This window comes from Glycomyces sp. TRM65418, from assembly GCF_019710475.1.
GTDB lineage: Bacteria > Actinomycetota > Actinomycetes > Mycobacteriales > Micromonosporaceae > Glycomyces.
In genome coordinates this window covers 225,939-250,521 of the sequence record NZ_JAJFAX010000007.1, presented here as the reverse complement: position 1 = coordinate 250,521, position 24,583 = coordinate 225,939, and the positions used below count along the sequence as shown (strand labels likewise).

Annotated in this window: 24 protein-coding genes and 1 riboswitch; of the genes, 9 read left to right on the top strand and 15 right to left on the bottom strand. The window is 72.6% G+C overall.

Translation table 11 applies throughout. The features are described 5' to 3' along the window. Positions 1-2: 2 nt before the first annotated feature. Positions 3-929 (top strand): rhomboid family intramembrane serine protease, encoded by a 927-nt coding sequence (locus tag K3N28_RS17000; RefSeq protein ID WP_228093841.1) that lies wholly within the window; start codon positions 3-5, stop codon positions 927-929. A gap of 379 nt (positions 930-1,308) precedes the next feature. On the opposite strand, the gene K3N28_RS16995 is transcribed toward K3N28_RS17000, so the two are convergent. The 3 genes from K3N28_RS16995 to K3N28_RS16985 all read right to left on the bottom strand — a co-directional run bounded on the left by K3N28_RS16995 (position 1,309) and on the right by K3N28_RS16985 (position 3,669). Further along, positions 1,309-1,923 (bottom strand): molybdenum cofactor guanylyltransferase, encoded by a 615-nt coding sequence (locus tag K3N28_RS16995; RefSeq protein WP_228093838.1) that lies wholly within the window; start codon positions 1,921-1,923, stop codon positions 1,309-1,311. A gap of 202 nt (positions 1,924-2,125) precedes the next feature. Beyond that, positions 2,126-3,106, bottom strand: a complete 981-nt coding sequence (locus K3N28_RS16990; protein ID WP_228093836.1) for a DUF4192 domain-containing protein — start codon at positions 3,104-3,106, stop codon at positions 2,126-2,128. A gap of 155 nt (positions 3,107-3,261) precedes the next feature. Next, the gene (locus K3N28_RS16985; RefSeq protein WP_228093834.1) at positions 3,262-3,669 is read right to left on the bottom strand and encodes a hypothetical protein; all 408 of its coding nucleotides are present in this window, start codon (positions 3,667-3,669) and stop codon (positions 3,262-3,264) included. Positions 3,670-3,801: 132 nt separating this feature from the next. Between K3N28_RS16985 and K3N28_RS16980 the strand changes: the two genes are divergently transcribed. The 3 genes from K3N28_RS16980 (at position 3,802) to K3N28_RS16970 (ending at position 8,868) form a co-directional block, all read left to right on the top strand. After that, positions 3,802-4,674, top strand: coding sequence for a helix-turn-helix domain-containing protein (locus K3N28_RS16980; RefSeq protein ID WP_228093833.1), 873 nt, complete (start codon positions 3,802-3,804; stop codon positions 4,672-4,674). A gap of 98 nt (positions 4,675-4,772) precedes the next feature. Continuing rightward, complete coding sequence (dnaE, locus tag K3N28_RS16975) at positions 4,773-8,315, top strand: DNA polymerase III subunit alpha (RefSeq protein ID WP_228093832.1); 3,543 nt, start codon at positions 4,773-4,775, stop codon at positions 8,313-8,315. 166 nt (positions 8,316-8,481) lie between these two features. Beyond that, on the top strand, positions 8,482-8,868 hold the full coding sequence (locus K3N28_RS16970; RefSeq protein ID WP_228093831.1) for a hypothetical protein: 387 nt from the start codon (positions 8,482-8,484) through the stop codon (positions 8,866-8,868). Positions 8,869-8,890: 22 nt separating this feature from the next. On the opposite strand, the gene K3N28_RS16965 is transcribed toward K3N28_RS16970, so the two are convergent. After that, positions 8,891-9,109, bottom strand: coding sequence for a hypothetical protein (locus K3N28_RS16965; protein WP_228093830.1), 219 nt, complete (start codon positions 9,107-9,109; stop codon positions 8,891-8,893). Positions 9,110-9,343: 234 nt separating this feature from the next. Between K3N28_RS16965 and K3N28_RS16960 the strand changes: the two genes are divergently transcribed. Beyond that, entirely contained in the window at positions 9,344-9,814 is a 471-nt protein-coding gene (locus K3N28_RS16960) for a carboxymuconolactone decarboxylase family protein (RefSeq protein ID WP_228093829.1), read from the top strand. Positions 9,815-9,869: 55 nt separating this feature from the next. On the opposite strand, the gene K3N28_RS16955 is transcribed toward K3N28_RS16960, so the two are convergent. Beyond that, on the bottom strand, positions 9,870-10,217 hold the full coding sequence (locus tag K3N28_RS16955) for a DoxX family protein (protein WP_228093826.1): 348 nt from the start codon (positions 10,215-10,217) through the stop codon (positions 9,870-9,872). Positions 10,218-10,356: 139 nt separating this feature from the next. On the opposite strand from K3N28_RS16955, the gene K3N28_RS16950 reads away from it, so the two are divergent. Both K3N28_RS16950 and K3N28_RS16945 read left to right on the top strand, forming a co-directional pair. After that, positions 10,357-11,016, top strand: coding sequence for a formylglycine-generating enzyme family protein (locus K3N28_RS16950; RefSeq protein WP_228093825.1), 660 nt, complete (start codon positions 10,357-10,359; stop codon positions 11,014-11,016). Then, entirely contained in the window at positions 11,013-11,264 is a 252-nt protein-coding gene (locus K3N28_RS16945) for a hypothetical protein (RefSeq protein WP_228093824.1), read from the top strand. Before K3N28_RS16950 ends, K3N28_RS16945 begins: the two co-directional genes overlap by 4 nt. Before the next feature lie 3 nt (positions 11,265-11,267). On the opposite strand, the gene K3N28_RS16940 is transcribed toward K3N28_RS16945, so the two are convergent. The 5 genes from K3N28_RS16940 to K3N28_RS16920 form a co-directional block, all read right to left on the bottom strand. Beyond that, on the bottom strand, positions 11,268-11,975 hold the full coding sequence (locus K3N28_RS16940; RefSeq protein WP_374209811.1) for an ECF transporter S component: 708 nt from the start codon (positions 11,973-11,975) through the stop codon (positions 11,268-11,270). A 115-nt stretch (positions 11,976-12,090) separates the two neighbouring features. Next, entirely contained in the window at positions 12,091-13,761 is a 1,671-nt protein-coding gene (locus K3N28_RS16935; RefSeq protein WP_228093822.1) for an ABC transporter ATP-binding protein, read from the bottom strand. Beyond that, complete coding sequence (locus K3N28_RS16930; protein WP_228093821.1) at positions 13,758-14,876, bottom strand: CbiQ family ECF transporter T component; 1,119 nt, start codon at positions 14,874-14,876, stop codon at positions 13,758-13,760. Before K3N28_RS16930 ends, K3N28_RS16935 begins: the two co-directional genes overlap by 4 nt. A 14-nt stretch (positions 14,877-14,890) precedes the next feature. Further along, positions 14,891-15,583: a hypothetical protein gene (locus tag K3N28_RS16925; RefSeq protein ID WP_228093820.1), complete on the bottom strand. Its 693-nt coding sequence runs from the start codon at positions 15,581-15,583 to the stop codon at positions 14,891-14,893. 19 nt (positions 15,584-15,602) lie between these two features. Continuing rightward, complete coding sequence (locus K3N28_RS16920; protein ID WP_228093818.1) at positions 15,603-16,820, bottom strand: hypothetical protein; 1,218 nt, start codon at positions 16,818-16,820, stop codon at positions 15,603-15,605. 77 nt (positions 16,821-16,897) lie between these two features. Continuing rightward, positions 16,898-17,059: riboswitch (cobalamin riboswitch) on the bottom strand. Positions 17,060-17,213: 154 nt separating this feature from the next. Here K3N28_RS16920 and K3N28_RS16915 point away from each other — a divergent pair. Beyond that, positions 17,214-17,858 carry a TetR/AcrR family transcriptional regulator gene (locus K3N28_RS16915; RefSeq protein WP_228093814.1) on the top strand — a complete coding sequence of 215 codons (645 nt, stop codon included), beginning with the start codon at positions 17,214-17,216 and terminating at the stop codon, positions 17,856-17,858. Here the strand turns inward: K3N28_RS16915 and K3N28_RS16910 are convergent. The 5 genes from K3N28_RS16910 to K3N28_RS16890 form a co-directional block, all read right to left on the bottom strand. Then, entirely contained in the window at positions 17,786-19,162 is a 1,377-nt protein-coding gene (locus K3N28_RS16910; protein ID WP_228093813.1) for a hypothetical protein, read from the bottom strand. The genes K3N28_RS16915 and K3N28_RS16910 overlap by 73 nt on opposite strands. Before the next feature lie 219 nt (positions 19,163-19,381). Further along, positions 19,382-20,581 (bottom strand): UvrD-helicase domain-containing protein, encoded by a 1,200-nt coding sequence (locus K3N28_RS16905; protein ID WP_228093812.1) that lies wholly within the window; start codon positions 20,579-20,581, stop codon positions 19,382-19,384. 424 nt (positions 20,582-21,005) lie between these two features. Then, positions 21,006-21,254, bottom strand: coding sequence for a MoaD/ThiS family protein (locus tag K3N28_RS16900; RefSeq protein ID WP_228093810.1), 249 nt, complete (start codon positions 21,252-21,254; stop codon positions 21,006-21,008). A gap of 2 nt (positions 21,255-21,256) precedes the next feature. Further along, positions 21,257-22,297 carry a GTP 3',8-cyclase MoaA gene (gene moaA / locus K3N28_RS16895; protein ID WP_228093809.1) on the bottom strand — a complete coding sequence of 347 codons (1,041 nt, stop codon included), beginning with the start codon at positions 22,295-22,297 and terminating at the stop codon, positions 21,257-21,259. A 17-nt stretch (positions 22,298-22,314) separates the two neighbouring features. Next, positions 22,315-23,226 (bottom strand): fructosamine kinase family protein, encoded by a 912-nt coding sequence (locus K3N28_RS16890; RefSeq protein WP_228093808.1) that lies wholly within the window; start codon positions 23,224-23,226, stop codon positions 22,315-22,317. An 81-nt stretch (positions 23,227-23,307) separates the two neighbouring features. On the opposite strand from K3N28_RS16890, the gene K3N28_RS16885 reads away from it, so the two are divergent. Continuing rightward, a complete protein-coding gene (locus K3N28_RS16885; RefSeq protein ID WP_228093807.1) occupies positions 23,308-24,501 on the top strand; it encodes a sulfotransferase in 1,194 nt (397 codons plus the stop codon). Positions 24,502-24,583 lie beyond the last annotated feature (82 nt).

Here is a 24,583-nt window from a genome sequence, read left to right as displayed (position 1 = left end):
CGATGAGCGAAGAGCAGTCGGCCCCGGTCTGCTATCGCCACCGGAACCGCCAGACTTACCTGCGCTGCGTCCGCTGCGACAAACCGATCTGCGCCGACTGCCGCATCGACGCACCCGTCGGCTTCCAGTGCCCCGACTGCGTGGCCCAAGGCCGCCGGACGGTGCGCCAGGCGCGCTCCACGTTCGGCGGCAGGGCTCAGGCTGGTGCGGCGGGCACGGTCACCAAGGCGCTCATCGCCGCGAACGTGGCCGTGTTCGTGCTGGCGATCGTCTCGGCCGGCGACCTCGCCGCCGCGATGTCGTCGGTGCTGACGCCGCTGCACCTGTTCGGCGCCGAGATCGGGTTCCACCCTGGGATCCCGAACGAGGTGCCGGTGGACCTCTTCGGATTCACGTTCACCGCGCCGGTCGTGGCCGCTGGCGGCTACTACCGCATGATCACCGGCATGTTCCTGCACTTCGGCCTCATCCACCTGCTGTTCAACATGGTGGTGCTGTGGCTGCTCGGGCGGGTCCTCGAACGCGACCTCGGCCCCGCGCGGTTCCTCACGGCCTACATGCTGTCGGGCTTGGCGGGATCGGTCGCGGTCTACCTGTTCTCGTTCGGGTCGGTGACCGCGGGCGCCTCGGGCGCGGTGTACGGGCTGTTCGGCCTGATGATCATGATCAACCGCAAGCTCCGGCGCGACAACCAGGGCATCTATGTGCTCCTGGGGTTGAACCTGGTGCTGACGATCGTCTGGGGCTTCAGCCTCGCCGGCCACGTCGGCGGTCTCGTCGGCGGGCTGATCTGCGGTGCGATCCTGACCTTCACGCCGCGGGAGCGGCGGCAGCTGCACTGGGTCGGTTTCGGGGCGCTGCTGGTGGTGCTGGCGGTCATCACGTTCTTCCAGACCGGCGTGCTCGACAACCGGTTCGACGTCGTCTGAGGCCGGGCCGCCGCGAGGCGGCTCGGCTTCGACCTCTGCCTCTTTGGGGGCCCCTCCCCCCCGCCCCCCTCGCCCACCCACCCCGATGTTGTTGACGTGCAGCATGTGTCGGGCCGACGCCTCGGGCGATCGGCCGACGGTCGTCGTTGACCGTCCTCACGGTCCGGCCGAGGTCGGACCGTTGTTGGTAGATTCTGCCGGAGCCGGAGCCGGAGCCGGAGCCGGAGCCGGAGCCGGAGCCGGAGCCGGAGCCGGAGCCGGAGCCGAGACTGGAGCCGAGGGCGGGACCAGTACCGATCCAGGAGCCGGAGTTGGACCTGGGACCGGATTCGGCCTGGGGTCCGGGCCGGAGCCGTCCGTCACGGTTCGGGTCGAAGCGCTAGCTCAGTGTCTCCGCCCAGGTTCGGGCCTGGGTGAGGTCGTCCGGGGTGTCGCAGTCGAACCACGGGGGCGGAGTCGGGTCCTCCCACGTGACGGTCTCGACGTCGATCCCGGTGAACAGGAGCCTCGCCGGAGCGCCCGGCTCGATGCCGGCCGCGTTCTGCCGGACCAGGGCGGTCGGCCACAGGCCGCACAGCCACTGCCGGCGGCCCGCGTTGTCGCAGAACACCGCACCGCTCTTCGGACCCGCCGCGTTCGCCTGCTCGTTGAGCAGCCGCAGCGCGCCGGAGCACAGGAACGGCAGGTCACCGCCGAGGATCGCCACTCGCTCGCAGTCGTCCGGCACCTTCGCCAGACCGGCCTGCACCGCCCGGGCCGGGCCGGAGCGCGGCGGGTTCTCCACGAGCTGGAGCGCCCCCTCCGGCAGGGGCCGGGCGTCGGCGGGCCGCGCGCCCACCACCACCCGTGGCGTCGCCTCCTCGGTCGCCGCCAGCATCCGTTCCAGGATCGTCGCACCGCCGACGACCAGTTCGCTCTTCGCGCATCCGGCGAACCGCCGGGCCCTGCCGCCCACCAGAACGATCGCTGCGAAACGGTTCGCGTGCTCAGCCATGACCCCAGCGTAGCGATCACTCCGCGCTCGCGGGGTGCCGTGGTGCCTTCACCGACGCCTTGTCTCCGCCTGATTCGATTGGTCATCTCCTGCCTTTCGCCGCCTCTGCATTGGATCGGGGACTTCACCGGGGTATCGATCTCGATGCCGGTTCACGAGGGATTCACGGACTGTTATTGCTGCGGGATCGGCGGCAGCGTGCCTATTCGTTGACCTCTGCTGCTTCTCGGTCGCCGCAGCCGATCCGCGACAGCGCGCCGGGCGGTATGCCCGCCTGCAGCGCCGCCATGAGCATCTGCGCGAGCCGGTAGTGCGGGCTCGAGCGCAGGGCCAGTTCGAGGGCCTCCAGCGCCAGCACGCCGTTGCCGAGGCGGTAGGCGGCGAAGCCCGCCACCGTCGCCGCCGGGGCGACCAGGTCGTCCTCCATGTGCCGGGCCACCCAGATCCACAGATCCACCCGGTTGCCTTCGAATGTGCCGGTGTTGATGCGCCGCAGCGCGTAATCGCGGATGTCCAGGTCGCCGAGGGCGAGGCCGACCGCGGCGATGTCGTCGGGGCCGGGCAGGGCGCTCGCGCTCATCCAGTGGTCGATCGCGTGGAGGTCGACCGACCGTTGGGTGGGCCAGTCCAGTTCCGCCTCGGCGTTGAGCGTCTCGGTCACCGCCTGCGCCACCGTGGCTCGTGGGCCCGGCGCGGCCGGGGCGAGTTGGGCGGCGATCGCGCTGCGGTCCGCGGCCGCGTACCCGCCGGCCACCGCGACCTCGCAGGAGGCCGCCGTGGTCTCCGGGACCGGCGAGCCCTCGGGCGGGCAGCAGGGTTTCTCGCAGGTGAGGCTGGCCCAGCGGCCGTCGGACACGCGCAGTTGGTCGAGCGGTTCGATCCCGGCGGCGTCGAGCCGGGCGGCCGCCCGCTCGACCGCCGCCTGCGCGAGGTCGGCCTCGCCGTAGGCGATGACCACGCAGCCGTCGCATTCGTTGAGGCTGAGCTGCGCGGTGAGGTCCGGCAGATGCTCCAGATGATCGGCCGAGCCGGGGAGGTCCGCCCGGAACGTGCACTGGAGCTCGCCGCCGATGAGACCGACCACGACCAGGCTGTGCTGGGGATGAAAGCCCAGCAGCAGCGGGATGGTGCTGAGGAGGTCGGTGGGGCCGTTGAGCCGGATTCTCGCCTGTGTCATGTTCATAGATCAACTGTCCGTGACATGACGACTACCGGCAAGAAGTATTTTTCGGCCTGTGGATAACTCAATGGGGCCTGTGGATTGTTCGGTGCGGGCTGTCCGGAGTGGTAAAAGCAGGACGGGAGCGGCGTCGCCGCCGCTCCCGGACCTCCGCTTCATCAGGCGGCCAGCCGCCGCACGCCCGCTTCCTCCATCACGGCGAACAGCGCCACCAGCGCCGCCCCGGCGAGCATCAGCGCGTAGCCGGCCGCCGTCAGGTCGACCAGCCCGGTGAACGGCAGCGCCGCCATCGCCGCCGCGGCGACGACGTTGTTCGCCACCACGCCGATCACCTGGCCGCGCACCAGGTCCGGATATCCGGCCACCAGGGCCAGCGCGACCGCGCAGCCCAGTAGGTAGACGCCGAACGGCACGGCCCAGGCCGGTGCCAGTCCGAAGAGCCGGTCGACCAGGGGCGCACCGGCGGTCATGAGGACGCCGAACGCGGCGCAGGCGGCGGCGTCCAGGCGGAGGACGCCGCGGAGTCGGGTCTGAGCGTCGGTGGCGTCGGCGGTCATCGTGGTCATGGGGTTGCCTCCCAGTCGTCGGGCGGGGCTCGGGGCGTCCCGCTTTCGGCCAATCCTGGGCCCGTCCGGTCCGGTCCGCAATGACCTCAGAGGTCATGGTCCCCGGTCCCCGCGATGGCTATCATTGCGCCGGTGACCACCCAGACTTCTCCCGCCGCGGACCTCACCGCGTTCGGCGCGCTGCTGCGCCAGTGGCGCGGGCGCCGCCGCGTCAGCCAGTTCGACCTGTCCGTCCAGACGGGAGTGTCCGCGCGGCATCTCTCGCGCATCGAGACCGGCCGGGCCGAGCCCAGCCGCCAGATGGTGCTCCGGTTGGCCGAGGCCCTGGACGTGCCGCTGCGCGATCGCAATGCGCTGCTGGTAGCGGCCGGCTACGCGCCCGCGTGGGCCGAGACCGACTACTGGGACGAGCGGCTGGCCGCGGCCCGGCAGGCGATCGGGATGATCCTGGAGCACCACGACCCGCTCCCCGCGGTGGTCGTCGACCGGTACGGGAACCTGCTCGACTTCAACGCGGGCGCCGGGGTCCTCATGGAAGAGGTCGACCCGGACCTGCTCAGCGGCCGCGTGAACCTGTCGCGGGTCGCGCTGCACCCGCGGGGGCTCGCGCCGAGGCTGCGGAACTTCGCGGAGGTCCGGCAGTACTTCCTGGACCGGTTGCGGGCCCAGGCGGCGATCGACGACGACCCGGTGGTGGCCGAGCTGATCGAGGAGGTCCGCCACCGCGAGCCGGTCGCCGAGGACGACGGCGGGTGGGACGGCGCGGCGCCGAGCCCGTTCGCGCTGCCGCTGCGGGTGCGCTCGGCCCGGGGCGAGCTGTCGATGTTCACCACGATCGCCACCTTCGGCGCGCCCCGCGACATCACGGTCTCGGAGCTGGCCGTCGAGCTGTTCTTCCCCCTCGACGAGGCCACCGCGGCGGCCTTCGCGGCGGCGGCCCGGGAGGGTGAGGCGGAGGGCATCGGGGGTCCGGAGTCGGCGCGGCCGCGAGGCGCGGGGGGATAGGCTTGAAGGTCTGAACCGGGCCGCCCCCGCCGGTGTTCCGAGGACATCGCGCGAGGGCCTCCCGGGGGTGAAACCAGAGGTCAAAGCGGGAGCGAAGCGTGTCGAACCAGTACGTCCACCTGCATGTGCACACCGAGTACTCGATGCTCGACGGGGCCGCGAAACTCAAACCCCTGTTCGCGGAGGCGCAGCGCCTGGGACAGCCCGCGCTCGCGATGACCGACCACGGCAACATGTACGGCGGCTACGCGTTCTACCAGGAGGCGAAGAAGGCCGGCGTGAAGCCGATCCTCGGGATCGAGGCGTACATCGCGCCGCAGAGCCGCTTCCACAAGAAGCCCGTCTTCTGGGGTGAGCCGAGCCAGCGCGGCGACGACCTCTCCGGTGGCGGCTCGTACACGCACATGACGATGGTCGCGAAGAACTCGGAGGGTCTGCGGAACCTGTTCCGGCTCTCCAGCATGGCCTCGTTCGAGGGCTACTACTACAAGCCGCGCATGGACCGGGAGCTCATCGCGCAGTACGGCTCGGGGATCGTCGCGACCACCGGCTGCCCCTCCGGCGAGGTCCAGACCCGGATGCGGTTGGGCCAGTTGAAGGAGGCCTACCAGGCGGCCTCGGACTACCGGGACATCTTCGGGCCCGAGAACTTCTTCCTCGAGATCATGGACCACGACAACCAGATCGACATGCGCGTCAAGGACGAGCTGTACGAGATGGGCCGCAAGATGGGCATCCCGCCGCTGGTCACGAACGACTCCCACTTCGTGACCGAGGACCAGAAGAGCACGCACGCGGCGCTGCTGTGCGTTCAGTCGGGGACCACGCTGGACGACCCGAAGCGGTTCAAGTTCGACGGCGAGGGCTACTACCTGCGCTCGGCGCAGGAGATGTACGGGATCAAGTCCGACGACCTGTGGCAGGAGGGCTGCGCGAACACGCTCCTGGTCGCGGACATGGTCGAGCCGTACGACGAGATCTTCGCCGTCCAGGACCGGATGCCGATCATCGAGGTCCCGGAGGGTCACGACCAGGGCACGTGGCTGCGCGAGCAGGTGGCGACGGGGCTCAAGGAGCGCTTCCCGGGCCGGGACGTCCCGGCCGAGTACCTGGAGCGGGCCGAGCTCGAGCTGAACGTCATCATCAACGCCGGGTACCCGTCGTACTTCCTCGTCGTTGCCGACCTCATCAACCACGCCCGGTCGATCGGGATCTACGTCGGCCCGGGCCGCGGTTCGGCCGCGGGCTCCCTGGTCGCGTACGCCATGAAGATCACGAACATCGACCCGATCGAGCACGGCCTGCTGTTCGAGCGGTTCCTCAACCCCGAGCGCGTCTCGATGCCCGACATCGACATCGACTTCGACGACCGCCGCCGCGGCGAGATGATCACGTACGCGACCGAGAAGTACGGCAAGGAGTTCGTCGCCCAGGTCATCACGTTCGGCACCATCAAGACCAAGGCCGCGATCAAGGACGCCGCGCGCGTCCACCACGGCCAGCCCGGCTTCTCGATCGCCGAGCGCATCACCAAGGCGCTGCCGCCGCCCGTGGCGGCCACGGACATCCCGCTCGCGGGGATCATGGACCCGGAGCACCCGCGCTACAAGGAGGCGGGGGAGGTCCGGAGCCTGATCGAGAACGACTCCGAGGTCCGTCAGATCTTCGACACCGCGCTCGGCCTGGAGGGCCTGATCCGGAACGCGGGCGTCCACGCCTGCGCGGTGATCCTCTCCTCGCAGCCGCTGATCGACTGCATCCCGATGTGGGCCAGGCCGGACGGGTCGATCATCACCGGCTGGGACTATCCGTCCTGTGAGGACATCGGCCTGCTGAAGATGGACTTCCTGGGGCTGCGGAACCTCACCGTCATCGGCGACGCGATCGAGGCGATCAAGCTCAACCGGGGCGTCGAGATCGACCTCGACACGCTGCCGACGGACGACCCGAAGGCGTACGAGCTGCTGGCGCGCGGCGACAGCCTCGGCGTGTTCCAACTCGACGGCGGGGCCATGCGCGAGCTGCTCAAGCGCATGCAGCCCACCGAGTTCAACGACATCATCGCCGTGAACGCCCTGTACCGGCCCGGTCCGATGGCCGCGAACTCGCACAACAACTACGCCGACCGCAAGAACAAGCGCCAGGAGGTCGTGCCGCTGCACCCCGAGCTCGGGGAGGCGCTGGACGAGATCCTGTCCGAGACGTACGGCCTCATCGTCTACCAAGAGCAGATCATGCGCATCGCCCAGAAGCTCGCGGGCTTCACGATGGGCCAGGCGGACATGCTCCGCAAGGCCATGGGCAAGAAGAAGGTCGACGTCCTGGAGAAGATGTACGCCGACTACGAGGCGGGCATGCTCGCCAACGGCTACTCCAAGGAGTCCATCAAGACCCTGTGGGACATCATGCTCCCGTTCGCCGGGTACGCGTTCAACAAGTCGCACGCGGCCGGGTACGCGCTCGTCGGGTACTGGACGGCCTACCTGAAGGCGAACTACCCCGCGGAGTACATGTCGGCGCTGCTGACCTCGGTGGGCGACTCGAAGGACAAGGCGGCGGTGTACCTCTCGGAGTGCCGCCGCATGGGCATCACCGTCATGCCCCCGGACGTCAACGAGTCCCGGCACATGTTCCACCCGGTCGGCAAGGACATCCGCTACGGCCTGGGCGCGGTCCGGAACGTGGGCGCGAACGTCGTCGCCGGGATCATCGAGGCCCGCGAGGAGAAGGGCGCCTACACCGACTTCAAGGACTTCCTGCAGAAGGTGCCCGCGGCGGTGTGCAACAAGCGCACCGTCGAGTCGCTCATCAAGGCGGGCGCGTTCGACTCGCTCGGGCACGCCCGGCGCGGCCTGGCGGAGGTGCACGAGAAGGCGATCGACGCGATGGTCTCCATCAAGAAGGAGGAGGCGCGCGGCCAGTTCGACCTGTTCGGCGGCATGATGGCCGACACGACCGAGACCCTCGGCGTCGACCTGACCATCGCCGACGACGAATGGGAGCGGCGCGACAAGCTCGCGTTCGAACGGGAGATGCTCGGCCTGTACGTCTCCGACCACCCGCTCAACGGCTTCGAGCGGCTCCTGTCGTCCAATGCGGACCGACCGATCGCGGCGCTGCACGGCGAGGAGCTCCCCGACGGCGCGAACGTGCGCGTCGCCGGGATCCTGCAGAACGTCGCCAAGCGCGTCACCAAGCAGGGCAAGCTGTGGGCGTCGGCCACGCTCGAGGACCTCGCCGGTTCGATCGAGGTCCGGTTCTTCCCCAACACCTACGAGCTCGTGTCCGACTCGCTCGCCGACGACCTCGTGTGCTGCGTCAAGGGCAAGCTGGACCGCCGCGACGGGACCGCGCAGCTCATCGCCCAGGACCTCGCCGTCCTCGACACCTCCACGGGCCCGGAGGCGAACTCGGCGCCGATCACGTTGGCGCTGCGGGCCTCCGCGGTGAACCAGGACCTCATCGAGAAGCTCTCGGACACGTTCAAGACCCACCGCGGCGAAGCGCAGGTGCGGGTGCAGCTGGCGAACGGCCCGAAGACCACCGTGCTGGCGCTGGGCGACGCCTGGCGGGTGCGGCCCTCGGTCGAGCTGTCGGCCGACCTCAAGGCGCTCCTGGGCGCCGGAGCCGTCGTCGGATAGCCCTCGCGGGCACCGGCCGGGCCCGTCGCTCCACGCGGAGCGACGGGCCCGGCCCATGCCGCTGCCGCGGCGGTGCGCAGCAAGTCTCCCTCGGGGGTGGATTGCGGTGCCCCGGCTGATACTGCGGCCGCTGCGGCACGCGTTGCCCGCCTGCGAGGATGGCGGGATGACGCCTGCTTCCGTCCACGACATGGGCGCGGCCTCCCCGACGCGTCGGAAGGCCGCCGCGCTGCGGTTCCTCACCGAACTGGGCGCGTGGGCCGCCGTCGGCACGGCCGTCGCCCACGTCTCGCTGCCGTTGGCGGTCGCCGTGGTGCTCGCCGCGATCGCGATCCCCGCCGTGTACGCGACCCCCGGCGACAAACCGCACGTCTTCATCCCCGTTCCCGGGCGGGTGACCCTCGCGATCCTCGCCGCGACCATGGCCGGTGGGATCGTCGCCGCCTGGATCGCCTGGCCGTGGTGGGCCGCAACGGCGTTGAGCGTCTTGACGTCGGCGAGCGTCGTCGCGGAGCTGCCGCGCTGGCGCCGGCTCCTCAGGGCCCGCCGGTGACGGTCGGCGGGCCCTGAAGCGGTCAGTCGTCGAAGTTCATCGCCCGGGAGACGTGCTCCCACGCCGCCAGTTCCTCGGTCGGGGCCTTGAGGTCGGCGCTGATCGCGTCGACCGCGGTGTCGCCGAGCGCGAGCCGCAGGGGGACCGGATCGGCCGCCAGCGCCTCCAGGATCGCCGCGGCCGCCTTGGCCGGGTTCCCGTCCGCCGCGGGCGCGGCGATCTGCTTCGCGCCGCAGAGCACGGCCGCCTCCTACCCCTGGCCCGACCTGGTGGGGGCGCCGCTCGCCGACGTCGAACCGCTGCGCGTCGTCCTGGCCCGGCGGGCCGACGCCGAGACCCCGCTCGGGCGCGGGTTCGCCGCCGTCGTCCGCGAACCCATGTGACCGAGGTCTCCTATGATGGGCGATCGGGAGCGGTCACGTCCGCGGCCCGGCGTCCGTCATGGGGGTGTACCGGATCGACGAAGGGAACCGCCATGATCACCACGCCCCGCATCGAGAACCCCGCCCAGCACCTGCCCGTCGTCGGCGAGATCGCCGCCGCCGTCAACAAGGTCAACGCCGAAGGCGTCCTCCCGCAGGCCCTCGTCACGCTCGTGCAGCTGCGCGTCGGTCAGCTCGTCGGGAGCTCCTACGTGACCGCCCGCCAGATCCAGGAGGCCGAGGACACCCCCGAGCGCCTCGGGGCCGTCGCCACCTGGCGGACCGCGCCCTACTTCACCGACGCCGAGCGGGCCGCGCTCGCCCTCGCCGAAGCGGTGCACACCCCGAACCCCACGGGGCCCCGCGTCAGCGACGAGCTGTTCGAGGAGGCCAGGCAGCACCTCAGCGACCGGGAGCTGGTGGTCCTCACCGGCGTCCTCGGCCAGATCGGCTACTTCCTCCCTCTGGCGCTGATCGGCAGCCCGAAGGTGGGCGTCCCCCTCGCCGAGCAGTGGACGAAGTAGCCGGTGCGGCGACGGGGCCCGCGCCGGAAGGCGCGGGCCCCGTCGCGTGCGCGGTTCAGGCGAGGACGCCGAGCACGAGCGCCGCGGTGACCGGGACCAGGTACATGAGCGGTGCGAACAGCGTCCCGTAGGAACGGGCCCGCAGCACGGTGACGACCGCGCCGAGGAAATACAGAACCAGGCCGATCGCGGCGGCGATCCCGAGGGCGGGCCAGAACGGACCGGCGAGGAGGCCGAGCGCCCCGGCGGCCTTCGCCGCGCCGAGCCACGGCCACCACGATCGCGGCACGCCGTACTCGACCAGCGGCTCGACCACGAACGCGGCCTTGGCGACGATCGAGTAGGCCGAGAAGGCCACCCAGAGGCCGGCGGCGACGGTGACGATGATGTAGGCGGTGTGCATGGGAGTGCTCCGTTTCGGTTCGCGAGGACGCTTGCACCGGGTTGAAACCGCAACCGCCGCGAACGTGACCGCGAACGGAACAATGTGTCGGGCATCACCGAACTGCCGGTGTTCGGGCGGCGCCGTCTAGGATTCGGCGATGGATGCGGGAATGGTGGCGATCGAGGCCGGGACCGTGACGCTGCACGATCGGCGCACGGAGCGGCGATGGACCGTCGCGGTCGAGCCGTTCCTCATGTCGCCCCTGCAGGTCACGCGCCGGGCGATCGGGGAGACCTACGGGTTCGAGTTCGGCGGTGACGACCTGCTGCCGGCGACCATGATGTCGTGGTTCGACGCCGTCGAGTGGTGCAACGCCCGCTCCGAACGCGAAGGCCTGCGGCCCGCCTACCGGATGGCCGAGGGCGAGGGCGACGCCGACCGCGTGGCATGGGACCGGTCGGCCGACGGGTACCGGCTGCCCACCGAGGCCGAATGGGAGTACGCCTGCCGGGCCGGCACCACCGGGCCGCGGTACGGCGAACTCGACGAGATCGCCTGGTACCGCGGCAACGCCGACGCACGCCCGCACCGGGGCGGCGGGAAGACGCCGAACGCCTGGGGCCTGCACGACATGCTCGGCAACGTCTGGGAATGGTGCTGGGACGTCTACGACGCCGAGGTCTACGGCGACTACCGGGTCATCAAGGGCGGCGGCTGGGCCGACGAGCACTGGTCCTGCCGGGCCGGCGTGCGGCGGCGCACCATGCCGACCCTCCAGATCGACGACCTCGGCTTCCGGGTGGCGCGCAACGCGTGAACGCGGCGGCGATCGCCGCGGTCGCCTCCGAAGCGGGCGCGGCCGAGACGACCTGGGGCCTGCCCGGCCTCTGCTTCGCCGAAGCGTACGCCGAGGGCTGCGCGGAACTGTCGGATCTCACCGGCCGGCTCGGTGCGTCGATCGGCCGCCACGCCGACGGCCTGCGCCGATGCGCGGCGACCTACGCCCAGGCGGACGCCGACATCGCCGCCGAATTCGAGCAGCTCGCCGCCGAGGCCGGCGCCTGAGGCTCAGACCCAGTTCGCCTTCCTCGCGGCCCGCCGCAGCACCCGCAGCAGCAGCGGACCCGTGAGCAGGACCAGCACCACGGTGGTCACCGCCCGGCCGACGTCCCAACCCAGCGAGGTCACGAACGAGTAGGCGAGCAGCCGCGACAGGTTCTCCTCCAGCCCGCCGCCCGGCACATAGGCGAGGTTCCCCTGCGTGAACGCGAACGGCCAGAACGACAGGTTCATCAGCAGCCCGTACAGGATCGACGAGCAGGCCGCGTAGACCGCGAGCAACGCCAGCTCTCCGGCCCGGCCCGCGCGGGTGCCCGCGGCGGTCCCCGGCAGGAGCCCCGCGCCCAGGCCCACGAACGCCGACGCGAGCATCTGGTACGGCAGCCACGGGCCGACTCCGCCCGTCAGCAGCGCCGAGGCGAACAGGCCCGTGCAGCCCAGGATGAACCCGAATCCCGGCCCGAACACCCGGCCCGCCAGGATGATCAGGAAGAACACCGTCTCCACGCCCGCCGCGCCCGCGCCGAACGGGCGGACCGCCGCCACCACCGCCGACAGGACGCCGAGCATCGCGACCGCCCGCGCGTCCAGCCCGCCCTCGGTGAGCTGGATGACCGCCGTCGCCGTCACCAGCGGCAGCAGCAGCGCGAACAGCCAAGGGCCCGAAGTGGTCTCGGTCAGCGCCCCGCCCGGCGCCGCCAGCAGCGGCCAGGACATCGCGACGAGCCCGAACCCCGCGGCCAGCGCGAGCGCCACCGCGGCCCTCCAGCGCACGGCCGGTCGCGGCGCCGACGCGACCGCCTCGACCGGCTCCGGCCCGGTCGATCGCGGCTCAGTCGTCCGGGTCATCGCCGGTTCCGTTCCCGTTCAAGGCCGCCGCCACTTCCCCGACGGTGAGCCAGCCCGGCAGGACCTTCTCGACCTGCGGGGCGAACATCGGCGACGCCGCGACGATCTGCCGGGCCGGGCCGTCCGCGACCACCTCGCCGTCGGAGAGGACCACCACCCGGGTCGCGAACTCGGCGCAGAACTCCACGTCATGGGTCGACACGACCACGCAGTGCCCGGCCTCGGCGAGCCTGCCCAGCCGCGCCGCGAGCGCCGCCTTCGCCGGATAGTCCAGGCCCCGCGTCGGCTCGTCGAGCAGCAGCAGCGGGGGTGCGGCCGTGAGGGTCACGGCCAGCGCCAACGCCAGCCGCTGACCCTCGGAGAGGTCGCGCGGGTGCGCCGACCCGTCGACCCCCTCCACCAGGTCGGCGAGGATCTTCGCGCAGGTGCCCCGCGGCGCGCGCCCGTCGTCGTCCGCGCCCTCGCACTCGTCTGCGACGGTCTCGGCGTACAGCAGATCGGCCGGCTCGGCCGGGACGAGGCCGGCGAGCTGGCGGCGCTCGGCCGGCTTGCGCGCCGCGGGGTCGGCGCCGCCGATCGCGACCTGCCCGCTCGAGCGCTTCCCGGTGCCCTGCAAGGCCCACAGCAGGCTCGACTTGCCGGACCCGTTGCGGCCCATGAGGGCGATGCGTTCGCACCGGGCGGCGACCAGGTCGACGCCGTTCACGGCCCGCACGCCGCCGGGATAGCGGACGTGGACGTCCCGGGCGTCGAGCAGCGGCGGCTCGGCGTCGGCGGTCGCGCGCTTGCGGCGGCCCGGTGCGGTGACCGCCGCACCGTGGGCGGGCGGCGGTTCCGGGCGGCGCCCGGCCAGCGCTTCGCGCAGCCCGGCCGCGTGGCGTCGCGCCTCGCGGATCGTCACCGGCGGGCCCGGCCATCCGGCCAGGCGGCCCAGCTCGACCACCGGCGGGGCGATCGGCGACGCGGCCAGGACCTCGCCGACCGGTCCGGCGGTCACCGTGCCGCCGTGGAGCAGCAGCGCCGAATCGGCGTACTGCGCGACGCGTTCGAGCCGGTGCTCCGCGAGCAGGACCGTGACGCCGAGATCGTGGACGAGGCGGTGCAGCGCCGAGAGCACCTCGTCGGCGGCGGTCGGGTCGAGCGCGGAGGTCGGCTCGTCGAGGACGAGCGCGGCGGGCCCGGCGACGAGGGCCGCGCCGATGGCGACCCGCTGGCGCTGGCCCGAGGAGAGCGCGGCGAGGTCGCGGTCGCGCACGTCGGCGAGGCCGAGGAGGTCCACGATCTCACTGACGCGCTTGCGCATCGCGGCGGGGTCGACGCCGAGCTGCTCGGCGGTGTAGGCGAGTTCGCGCTCGACCTCGTCGGTGACGAACCCCGCGAGCGGGTCCTGGCCGACGTAGCCGACGACGTCGGCCAGGTCGGCGGGCGTGGACCCGCGCACCTCGCGCCCGGCCACGGCGATGCGCCCGCGCATCGTGCCGCCGGTGAAGTGGGGGACGAGGCCGTTGACCGATTTGAGGAGCGTCGACTTGCCCGCGCCCGTCGGGCCCACGAGCAGGCAGAACTCCCCTTCGGGCAGGTCGAAGGACACGTCGTCGAGGACCGGCGTGCCCTCGTAGGCGAAGGCGACGCGGTCGAAGACGATCCCGGTCATGGTGTTCCCCCTCGTGAGGACGGCGCGAGCAGGGCCGGGGCGGCGGCGATGACCACGCCGGCCGCGGCCCACAGCGGCAGGTCGGGGACGGACAGCGGGTTCGTGGCCGGCCACAGCGCGGACGGCTCGAAGACGCCGCTGAGGACGGTCCCGGCGACGGCCGCCGCACCGGCGGCGACCACCGCCCAGTCCCGCGGGCCGAAGCGGTCGGGCCGGTAGCGGGTGTGCGGGACCCGCTTGGAGGCGAAGGTGATCCCGAAGACGGCGGCGGCGGCCCCGCAGGCGACCACGGTCCACGCGAGCGGCGCGGGGGTGGCGGCGCCGAGGAGCGCGTACGCGCCCGCGCACAGCCCGACCAGTCCGGTGAGGAGGAACGCGTTGGTGGCGCGACGGGCCGGGGCGGGGACGTCGGCGGCGCGGCCGTACCCGCGGGAGGCCATGGCCGCGGCGAGCGCGAGGGAGCGTTCGAGCGCGTCGTGGAGGACCGGTGAGACGACCGTGCGCATGAGGTTCGCGGGGCTGCGGCTCGTGTTGCCACGCAGCGCCCGCGCCCGGCGGACCCGCCCGACGCTCTCGACCAGCTGGGGGGCGACGGACAGGGCGACGACGACCGCGACGCTCACTTCGTAGAGCGCGGCCGGGACCGAGCGCAGCAGCCGGCGCGGGCTCGCGAGCGCGTTGGCCGCGCCGATGCAGACCAGGAGGGTCGCCAGGCGCAGGCCGTCGTAGGCGGCGGCGAGCGTGCCCTCGGCGGTGACGTTCCCGCCGAGCCGGAAGCCCGCCGCCCAGTCCGGGAGCGTGACCGAGGGCAGGGTGAGGAGGACGGTGGGGCCGTCGGCTCCGCCGAAGACGATGTAGAAGGCCATGCGGACGGCGACCGCGCCGAGTCCGATGTAGAGGAAGACCCGGTAGGCGCCGGACCAGGGTTCGTCGCCGCGGCACCACGTGACCACGAGCCCGGCGACGGCGACGATGAGCAGGAGGACCCAGGGGTTCCCGGTGCCGCCGGCGGCGGTGGCGAGGAGCAGCGCCCAGCCCCACCAGGCCACCGGGTGGGCGGCGGCGCGCCGGTTCGCGGCGGCCCGGGCCTCGGGCGGCGGCTTCGTCGTTCGCATCGCGGCGCGCCCGGTCACGCGCGCCGGTCGCGCCGGAGCCGCCAGACCACGAGCACGGCGATGACGAGGAGCGCGGCGACGGCGATGAGCCAGGTGAAGGAGCGCTCTTGCGCCGCTTCGGGTTCGGCGGCACTGGAGGAGGCGGCGGCTTCGGCCGGCGTGAGCGCGGGCGGGCTCGAGCCGTCGCCGAGGGCCCAGCCCTCGACGTCGCCCGCCTCGGGGCGGGCGTCGCCGCCGCCGACCGCGGAGTAGGTCCATTCGGCGTCGTCGGCGTCGGCGCGCCAGTACGACCAGTAATTCAGGGCGGGCGGCGCGGTGCCGCACTCGATCTCGGGGAGCTCGTCGATCCGGCAGACCATGCCGCGGATGGAGACCACCTCGGTCACGGAGAATCCGGCCTGCACGAGCGCGTCGAGGCCGTTCTCGGGATCGGCGGCGCATCCGGTGGCGGGCTCGGCGGCGAGCGTCCCGAAGTCGACCACGACGGTGACGCCGGTGCAGGGGTCCTTCGCGGCGGCGGGCGCGACGGGCGCGAACGCCGCGAGCGCGGCGACCAGGAGCGCCGTCCAGGCGGCGCGGCCCCCGAGCAGGGCCGACCGGGCCGCGGCGAGCGCCGAACGCCGCGCCCCGGAGCCGGGCACGGCAGCGCGCAGGCGGCGCCCGCCGGTGGGGCGGGCGCCGCCTGCGCTTCGTTCACTGCGGAACACGTGCTCGCTGCTCGTGCCGCTACGGCTTCTCGGCGCCGTCGTCCGCGCGGCCGTCGCCGGACCCGTCCGCAGCGGACGGTCCGCCGTTGCGGCGGTGCTTCATCGCGAAGCCGATGATGAGCGCGGCCAGCAGCACCACGGCGGCGCCGATCACCCACGGCAGCCACGCGGCCGAACCGTCGTCCTCGACAGCATCGGCGGTCTCGTCACCGGCGACGGCGCTCTCGCAGCCGTTGTCGGGCACGCCGGCCTCGATGCCGGTGGCGTCCAACTCCGCCAGGTTCTGGCCCGCGACCGGCACCATCGCCTGCGCGGTCGCCAGCAGGCGCGAGACCTCCACGAAGTCCCCGCCCTCGGGGTCGGTGTACCTGAACGCGCCCGGCACTTCACCGGTGCAGTCGAACTGGAGCGTGAGGAGGAACGCCACGGCGCGCTCGGCCGCGTCGACCCGGCCGGCGGCCAGGAACGCCTGCGCGGCCATCGCCGTCGAGTTCGCGTTGACGCCGTACTCGCCGCCGACGCCGCCGTCCTCGGACTGCGCCGACTCCAGCCAGTCCGCCGCCGCCGTCAGCGAGGCCGCGGCGGCGTCGCCGTCGAGCGTCGCCAGCGCCGAGGCGGCCAGCCCGGTCGTGTCGGGGTCGGAGACGCAGTCGTCGCCGCCGTCGACGTCCATGAAGTTGAACCCGCCGTCGGGGCACTGGATCGCGGCGAACCCGGACGCGGCCTCCTCGCCCGCCGGGCGGTCGGTGCGCGAGAGGCCCAGCACCGCCCACGCAGTGGACAGGGCCGTCCCGTCGCCGTAGGTGCCGTTCGCGGCCTGCGCGGCCGTGACCTCGTCGGCGAGCTTGATCCCGCCGAAGTTCGTCGGGTCGCCTCCGGCGGTCGCGACGGTGAACATGACCTTCCCGGCCGCGCCCACGCTGAGCGTCGGCTCGGCGCCCTCCGTCGTCGGGTACAGGTACGGGGTGAGGGTGGCGGTGTCGTTGAGCCACTCGAGGGTGGCCTGGACGTGGTCGCCGCCGACACGGGCGGCCTCCAGCGCGATGACCGCCTCCAGCGAGGTCGAGACGTCCCCGTCGTTCCACGAGGTGCCGTCGGACTGGGCGACGAGCCAGGACGCCGCGGCGTGGGCGGGCTGGGCGAAGGGGTCCTGCGCCTCGGCAGGGGCGGCGGAGGCGAAGACGGTGACGGGCACGACCGCGGCGGCGGCCAGCAGTCGACCGGACAGGTGGCGCATTGCCTGACCTTTCCTAGAGCGAGTGGGTCTTCGGGCAGGCGGCGGCGCCGCAAGCGCCTGTAGACCACGACAGGCGTTGACAGATGGGCGGCACCGGCGGGCATTCGGGCTCACGCGGGGGACCGAGCTCGTGAAGGGTGCTCGGCTGTCGTTCGGAGACGACCGCGACTACCGTTGCGGGTCAGCGCCGGCCTTTCACCGGACTTCCCCCGCCTGGCGCCTGTTCAGTTTGGGCCCATTCTCGCGGGTGGTTTCGCCGAGTGTCAAGCTGGTCGCTCGCGCAGTGCAGCCGTTCACTCGCGTCTCGCGAGTGAACTCTCGCCTTCCGGTTATTGACCCGTAGCGCCGGGTGTCGATACGGTGCACAACGTGAGCAGAAATAAGAACGCCGATTTGGACAGAGTTCTGCGCGCCGCCACACGGGTCTTCCTGGAGCGCGGGTTCTCCGCGACCTCCATGTCGGACCTCGTCGCGGCCACCGGCATGAACCGCGCCGGGCTCTACGCCGCATTCGGCTCCAAGCACCAGCTCTACATCACGGCATTGGGCCGCTACCGAGAGGACACCGAGCCCGAGCTGCGTGCGATCGCGCACCGCGCGCTCGACCGGGGCGGCGACGGCGCCGCCGAGCGCCTCGACGCGCCCCGGGCGGTGGGCGACCTCCTCGACGTCGTGATCCGCCACTCGAAGGAGGGCGGCTTCCTCGTGCGCGCCGCCGTCGAGCTCGCCGACGACCCCGCCACGATGCGCCGCGTCCAGGAGGCCTGGACCGAACTCGAACGCGACCTCGCCGCGATCCTGGCACGGGCGGTCGAGCGCGGCGAGATGGACGCCGCCGCCGACCCCGAGCGGCTCGCCCGCACCGCCCTCGTGTTCGTCCAGGGCGCGCTCGTCGTCGGCCACGCCGACGAGGACGACCGCCGCCTGGCCGACGCCGCGACCGGCCTGGTCGAGCTCCTCGCCGCTCACAGGCCCTCGGCGACCGCCGATGCGATCCGCAGCCAGGCCCCCGACGAGGCCTTGCTCAACGAGTCGTAGCGGATCGGCTCCCCCGAGTCGAGCAGCTTCTCGTACGGCGCCAGCAGCACCGCCCTCGTGCGCGCCGCGAAGTGCCGCTGCACCGCGGGCAGGTCCACGTCCTTGCGGTGAGCGGGCATCGACACCACCGACACCGCCCCGCGCACCAGGTCGCGCCTGCCGGTCTGCTCGAGGTGGTCGAGCATCCTCGCGGCCGTCTCGGCCGAGTCGTTCCGGGCCGACATCGTCACCACCAGCTGGTCGGTCGCGTCGATCGCCGCCTGCCAGTTCGCCGCCCGCACGTTGTTGCCCGTGTCGACCACGATGAGCTTGTAGAAGCGGGACACGGCCTCCCGCAGGTCGCCGAACGCCTGCGAGGTGAGCATCTCCCCGGCCGTGGCCGACTCGTCCGAGGCGAGCACGTCGAACATCGCCCCGCCCTGCGCGCGCACGTACTGCGACAGGTCCCCGATGCGACCCGTCGGGCCCTTGAAGTGGTCGAGGTCCCGCAGCAGATCGCGCACGGTGCGCACGTGGAAGTCCTGCTGGGCCCGCATCCCCAGGGTCCCCTGCGTCTCGTTGTTGTCCCACGCGAGGACGTAGCCGCCGCGGTGGCGGCCGAAGGTCATGGCGAGCATGAGCACCGCGACGGTCTTGCCCGCGCCGCCCTTGGGGTTGACGACGGTGATCTGCCGCAGGCCGCCGAAGTTGCGGCGCACGGTCTCCACCGCGCGCTGCCGGGCCTGCTCGCGTGGACCGGGCGGCAGGGCGACCAGGCCGAAGCTCAGGCGGTGGAGCGCGCCGCGCAGGCCGGTCTCGGCCACGGGCGGGCGGGGCGGCACGACGCGGCGGGAGGAGAAGTCGTCGGCGGTGACGCCGATGCGCTCGAGCGCCCCGGCGTGATCGGGGAACACCGGCACCGGGACGCGGGAGGGCACGGCGACCTGGCGGCCCGCCGGGGCGGTCTCGGGCGGGACGGGCCAGCCGTCGCCGCCGGGGCGGGTCTCGAACCGGGAGGTCGGCGCTTCCTGCGCGGGCTCGGAGCCCGGCATCGGCGTCGCCACCGGCGGCGGCGTGCTCGGCACGTGGTCGCCCTGGCGCGGGTTGCGGATCGAATCGGCGCCGGGGCCGTACTGCTGGTTCATCACGTCCTCAGGGGCGCTGTGCTGCTGGTGCACTGCCGAAGGCGCGTGGCGCCGCCGGTTCGCCTCGGAGGGCGCGCCGAACCGCGCGTCCGCATCCGGTGCGGCGCCGTGCCGCCGGTTCACCTCGGGCGAGCCGGACTCATGGTCCGCGTCCGCCGGGGTGCTGTACTGGGCGTTCACTTCCGGTGGCGCGCTGCGCTCGTGGTTCGCGCCTGGCGGCGCGAACGGCGACCACCCTGAAGCCTCCGTCCGGTGCAGAGGCACAGTGTCCTCTTCGGTGTGCTCCATCGGGGCCTCCCAGCGCGCGGGTGCGCTCAGCGTCAGAGTGCGGTTACCCGCCTATTGTGGCGCATCCCGTTGTGATCGCGTGGGAACTCCGCGCGGCTGCCGGTTTCCCCGCTACAGCAGTCGCGGCTGCTCAGGACCCGAACGGTCCTGCGGAACCATCCCGAAAGGACTGAACAACCCCTGGTCCACATCGGCCAGCAGGGGCGAGCCCGCGCCGGTGTGGCTCACGTACACCAGGTCCCGGGTGCGGCCGAGCGCCACGTACAGCTCGCGGCGGGCGGCGGCCGTGTTCGGCCAGCCCTCGGCGGTCATCCCGGTGATGCACACCACGCGGAACTCGCCGTCGGCGGCTTCGGCGACGGACATGCCGTCGGGTCCGATGACCGCGAGCTCCTCCGACGCGACCCCCATGTCGGTGAGCCGATCGGTGAGGTCTTCGACGAAGCGCTTCTCGTCGTCGGCGTCCACCGCGAAGTACCGCCCGATGCCCGAACCCTCCAGGGCCGGGCGCTCGGGCTGGACGAGTCGCCCGGGGACGCGGCTGATGGGCTCGATGACCTGCGAGGCGGCCACGAGGACCGCGGCGGGGCTGCGGTGGTTGCGGGAGAGGCGCATGACGTGGGCCTGCGGGAACTGTTCGCTGAACGCGCTGAACGCCGCCGGCTCGCCCGTGCACAGCGCCGAGTCGGGGTCGCCGGTGGCGGTGATGTCGGCTTCGGGTCCGCGGTGCTCGGTGACCTGGCGGAACAGGCGCATCGGCATGCGCGGGAGGTCGTCGACGAAGACGTGGCCCAGTTCGGGCGGGGCGGCGGCGGCGAAGTCGTCGAATTCGGCGACGGTGATCGAGGCGGCCTCGCCGCCGATCAGTGCACCGAGTTCGCGGCGGATGCGGGCCGCGCCGGGCGCGGAGGCCGCCAGGACCAGGCACTGGCGTGCGGGCACGCCCAGTTCCTGCACGAGGTAGGCGACCCGGCGGATGAGCAGATGCGTCTTCCCGGTGCCCGGGGACGCGTTGATGAGCAGGGGGCCGCGACCGGCGGAGGCGGCGACGCGCTGCATCGCGTCCAGGGAGTCGAGCAGTCCCGCGCCGACCTCGTCCATGCCGGTGAGGAGCGGTGCGGACTCCAGCCACGGGTCAGGGGTCCGGGTCGTCAGCGCCGGTTCGGGCATGGGCACGGCTTCGCGGACGTACCTGGAGTGGTGGGACCGGTGCGAACGGCGACGCCGCTCGGCGGTGGTCCGCATGTCGGCGGAGAGCTCGAACAGCGGGGACGCCACCTGCGGTTGCTTGCGTTCATCAGGACGGCGCACCTATGCATCCTCGCAGACAGACCCCGTGCCCGAGCCAGCGGCTCCCGGTTGTCCGGGGCCGGCATTCATGTGAGGTCCCGCACGCCGCCCCGGGGCGCGGTCGCCGAGCGGCTCGACGAGTCGACCGCGAACCGTGTCGGACCCGAAGCGTACGGTCATGGACAGGGGCCTGCGCTGGGACGAATCCTGAAATTTCCCGTTTCACGTTTCCGGACCACGCCGCCCCCGCCGTCCCCGCCGTCGTGCGACCGCCGAACGCCCGCGTCGCCGAGCGCGGTCGCGCCCGGCCTCGTCACGGTTGTCCGCGATCGGGTGTGAGCGCCTCGCCGGGCCGGGTGCGATCCGCCTCGGGGTCGCCGAGCCGCCGGCCGGGGCGTCCGCGAACGGCGGCTTCCCTGTCCCGTCGCACGTCCCCGCGATCGTGTCAGCCGCCCGCGAACGGCGGCAGCACCTCGACCGTGACGCCCGCCGGGAGCGCGGTCGACGGGTCCTTCGCGGCCAGGCCGTCCACGAGCAGGGTCGAGACGGCGAGCACCTTGTCGAGCGCCGGACCGTGCCGCCGCCCCAGCACCGCTTTCAGCTCGGCCACGTCCGCGGCGCTCACCTGCTCCTCGCCGAGCCCCGCGGCCGCCTTCGCGCCCGCGAAGTACCGCACCGTCACCTGCGCGCTCACCGTCAGCCCCCGATCGCCGACATCGGCCGGGCCGGCTGCAGGAACGACGGGTCGTCGATCCCGTGCCCGGGAAGCTTGCCCCACATCGCCTCGCGCCAGCGCTCGGCGATCGCCGCGTCCGACGCGCCCGACCGCGCGAGGCCCCGCAGGTCCGTCTCGCCGCGCGCGAACAGGCAGTTGCGCACCTGCCCGTCGGCGGTGAGCCGGGTCCGGTCGCAGTCGCCGCAGAACGGGCGGGTGACCGAGCCGATGACGCCGACCTTCGCGGGGCCGCCGTTCACCAGCCAGGTCTCGGCCGGGGCCGAGCCGCGGTGCGCGGGGTCGGGCTGCAGGTCGAATTCGGCTTTGAGGGCCTCGAGGATCTCGGCCGCGGTGACCATCTCGTCGCGCCGCCACACGCCCGCCGCGTCGAGCGGCATCTGCTCGATGAACCGCAGCTGGTAGCCGTGGCTGAGGGCGAAGCGCAGCAGCGCGGGCGCCTCGCCGTCGTTGACGCCGCGCATGAGCACGGTGTTGATCTTGACGGGCGCGAGCCCGGCCGCGGCGGCGCCGTCGATGCCCCGCAGGGTCGCTTCGAGGCGGTCGCGCTTGGCGAGGTCCTTGAACGTCCCGGGGTCGAGGGTGTCCAGGGAGACGTTGACGCGGTCGAGCCCGGCCTCGACGAGCGGCCCGGCGAGGCGTTCGAGGCCGATCGCGTTCGTGGTCAGGGAGATCTCGGGCCGCGGTGCCAGGACCGCGGCGGCGGCGACGATGTCGACGAGGCCGGGGCGCAGGAGCGGCTCGCCGCCGGTGAACCGCACTTCCCGGACGCCGAGGTCGCGGACGGCGATCCGGACGAGGCGCGAGACCTCGTCGTCGGTGAGCAGCTCCGGTTTCGGCAGCCATGGCAGGCCGGCCTCGGGCATGCAGTAGGTGCAGCGCAGGTTGCACCGGTCGGTGAGGGAGACGCGCAGGTCGGTCGCGGTACGGCCGTGGCGGTCGCGCAGTCCTGCGGGGCCGGGCGCGTCCGCCGCCCCGCCGGGGGTCGAGGTCGGTGCTGACATGCATCGAGCCTAGTTCGTCAATATGACAGTTTCGTAAAGTGAGATACGGTTCCCATCAACTGGTCACGGTAGGCGCGGCCGAAGAGCGTGGTGTGCACCAGCAGCGGGAACAGGTGGTGGAGCCCGATGCGCTCCTCCCAGCCGTCGGCGAGCGCGCTCACCTCGGCGTACCCGGCGAGGACCGCTTCGAGCATCGGCAGGCCCCCCCACAGGCGCAGGTTCGCCAGGTCGGTCTCGCGGTGGCCGCCGTGCGCGGCCGGGTCGATCAGCCAGGCCCGGTCCTCGCCCCAGTGCACGTTGCCCCACCACAGGTCGCCGTGGGTGCGCGCGGGCGGCTCCTCGGGGCCGGCGAGGTCGGGGAGCTTCGCGGCCAGGGCCTCGACGGCGGCGACGTCGGCGGCGTCGAGCGCCCCGTTGTCGCGGGAGGGCTTGAGGTACGGCTCGATCCGCTTGGCGGCGTACCACTCCGCCCACGTGTCCCCGGCCGGGCCGTTGTCCATGAAGGTCTCGCCGATGTAGCCGCGCCAGGGCGCGCCGAAGCGGTCGGCCCCGGCGGCGTGCATGCGCGCGAGCCGGCGGCCCAGCTCGGCGGCGTGCCCCCGGGTCGGCTCGGCGGGCTCGATCCACGGTTCGACCAGCAGCCGCTCGTCCGCGTACAGCGGCTCGACCACCGCCTCGTTCGCCTCGCGCAGCCAGCGCAGCCCGTGCGCCTCGGCTTCGAGGTACCCGGGCGGGGCCTGCTCGGCGAGCTTCGCGAACAGGCTCGTGCCGTCGTCGAAGGTGAGGCGCTGCGCGGTCGCCGAGCCCGCGCTCGGCGAGGCGAGTGGCATCGCGAAGTCGCTCGCCTTGACGGGCGTGGTGCGCACGCGCTGGTGCTCGATGAGCTCGGGCAGCAGCCGCAGCCGCTCGGGGTCGGGGGCCGGTTCCACGGATTCAATGTAGCGGAAGACGATCGAAACCCCCGGCATGAAAAACTCTTCACGTCGATGCCCGTCCGTTCTGGAGGTCCCATGCGCCGCACCGCCCGTTGGCTCACCGCCGTCAACACCATCAGCGCTCCACGGGTCAACGCCCAACGCGCCCGGGTCGACCAGGTCTTCGACAAGATGGTCCGCCGTGCCGAACGGGCGGCCGAAGCCGACGCCTCCATCGCCGCCGAGTTCGTCGACTCCTACCGATTCCTGCTCCGCCAGGTGGCCAAGCAGGGCACGCTCTCGATGGTCGGCTGGCAGGGGTTCATCGACGACCTGACCCGTCGCATGACCAACCACCTGCGCGTCGAGAACCTCATCCGCGAGAATCCGGAGATCGCGCAGCAGCCGATCGACCGCCCGATCGTCGTCATCGGCCTCCCGCGCACGGCCACGACCCTCACCCACAAGATCCTCATCCAGCCCGAGGGCAACCGGGCCCCGCTGATGTGGGAGCTCATGAACACCCACCGCGGCGACATCGACCCGAAGCTGCGCGGCAAGCTCATCAAGGACGCCCAGCAGATGGCGAGCCTCGCCAGCAAGGCCTCCCCGGTGTGGGACCTCATCCACCCGATGAACGCCCTGCAGCCGGAGGAGTGCGTGTTCGCGCTGCCGCACGGCTACCAGTTCATCACCCGCGCGACCATGCCGGCCTACCGCCGCTGGGTCGACGAGCGCGACTACACCGAGGACTACGGCCACCTCAAGCGCGTCCTCCAGGTGCTGCAGTGGCGGCAGCCGCAGAAGCGCTGGGTTCTCAAGACGCCCTTCCACCTGTTCAACCTCGACGTGCTGCTCAAGGTGTTCCCGGACGCGACGATCGTGTGGATGCATCGCGACCCGGCCACCGTCATGGGCTCATGGTGCTCCCTTGTGGAGACCGGGCGGGCCCTGCACCACCGCACCTACGACGCGTCGAAGATCGGCCCGGAGTGGCTCGACATCTTCGGGAAGGGCGTCGCGAAGGCGCGCGCCGTGCGGGCCACCGCGCTGCGCGAGCGGTTCGTCGACGTGCCGTACCACTCGCTGACGGCCGATCCGTCCGGCTACCTGCCGAAGCTGTTCGCACGGCTCGGCATGGAGTGGACCGCGAAGGAGGCGGCCAACCTCGAACAGGTCCTGGCCCGGCCGGGAATGCGCCGCAGCCACGAATACCACCTGTCCCGCTACGGCGTCGAGCTCGACGACGTCGAGAAGGCCTTCGGGGACTACGGCCGCCTCGGCTTCTGAGGACGGCGGACGCGGCGAAGGGCCGGACCCGGTGGGGTCCGGCCCTTTCGACGTTCAGCGCGGAAACTGTCGGTGGTCGCCG

What these genes read in the sequence shown, in the direction of transcription:
- K3N28_RS17000 (WP_228093841.1), top strand. Translation starts at nt 3, where the DNA reads ATGAGCGAAGAGCAGTCGGCCCCGGTCTGCTATCGCCACCGGAACCGC.
- K3N28_RS16995 (WP_228093838.1), bottom strand. Translation starts at nt 1,923, where the DNA reads ATGGCTGAGCACGCGAACCGTTTCGCAGCGATCGTTCTGGTGGGCGGC.
- K3N28_RS16990 (WP_228093836.1), bottom strand. Translation starts at nt 3,106, where the DNA reads ATGAACATGACACAGGCGAGAATCCGGCTCAACGGCCCCACCGACCTC.
- K3N28_RS16985 (WP_228093834.1), bottom strand. Translation starts at nt 3,669, where the DNA reads ATGACCACGATGACCGCCGACGCCACCGACGCTCAGACCCGACTCCGC.
- K3N28_RS16970 (WP_228093831.1), top strand. Translation starts at nt 8,482, where the DNA reads ATGACGCCTGCTTCCGTCCACGACATGGGCGCGGCCTCCCCGACGCGT.
- K3N28_RS16960 (WP_228093829.1), top strand. Translation starts at nt 9,344, where the DNA reads ATGATCACCACGCCCCGCATCGAGAACCCCGCCCAGCACCTGCCCGTC.
- K3N28_RS16955 (WP_228093826.1), bottom strand. Translation starts at nt 10,217, where the DNA reads ATGCACACCGCCTACATCATCGTCACCGTCGCCGCCGGCCTCTGGGTG.
- K3N28_RS16950 (WP_228093825.1), top strand. Translation starts at nt 10,357, where the DNA reads ATGGATGCGGGAATGGTGGCGATCGAGGCCGGGACCGTGACGCTGCAC.
- K3N28_RS16940 (WP_374209811.1), bottom strand. Translation starts at nt 11,975, where the DNA reads ATGTCCTGGCCGCTGCTGGCGGCGCCGGGCGGGGCGCTGACCGAGACC.
- K3N28_RS16935 (WP_228093822.1), bottom strand. Translation starts at nt 13,761, where the DNA reads ATGACCGGGATCGTCTTCGACCGCGTCGCCTTCGCCTACGAGGGCACG.
- K3N28_RS16930 (WP_228093821.1), bottom strand. Translation starts at nt 14,876, where the DNA reads ATGCGAACGACGAAGCCGCCGCCCGAGGCCCGGGCCGCCGCGAACCGG.
- K3N28_RS16920 (WP_228093818.1), bottom strand. Translation starts at nt 16,820, where the DNA reads ATGCGCCACCTGTCCGGTCGACTGCTGGCCGCCGCCGCGGTCGTGCCC.
- moaA (WP_228093809.1), bottom strand. Translation starts at nt 22,297, where the DNA reads ATGTCAGCACCGACCTCGACCCCCGGCGGGGCGGCGGACGCGCCCGGC.
- K3N28_RS16885 (WP_228093807.1), top strand. Translation starts at nt 23,308, where the DNA reads ATGCGCCGCACCGCCCGTTGGCTCACCGCCGTCAACACCATCAGCGCT.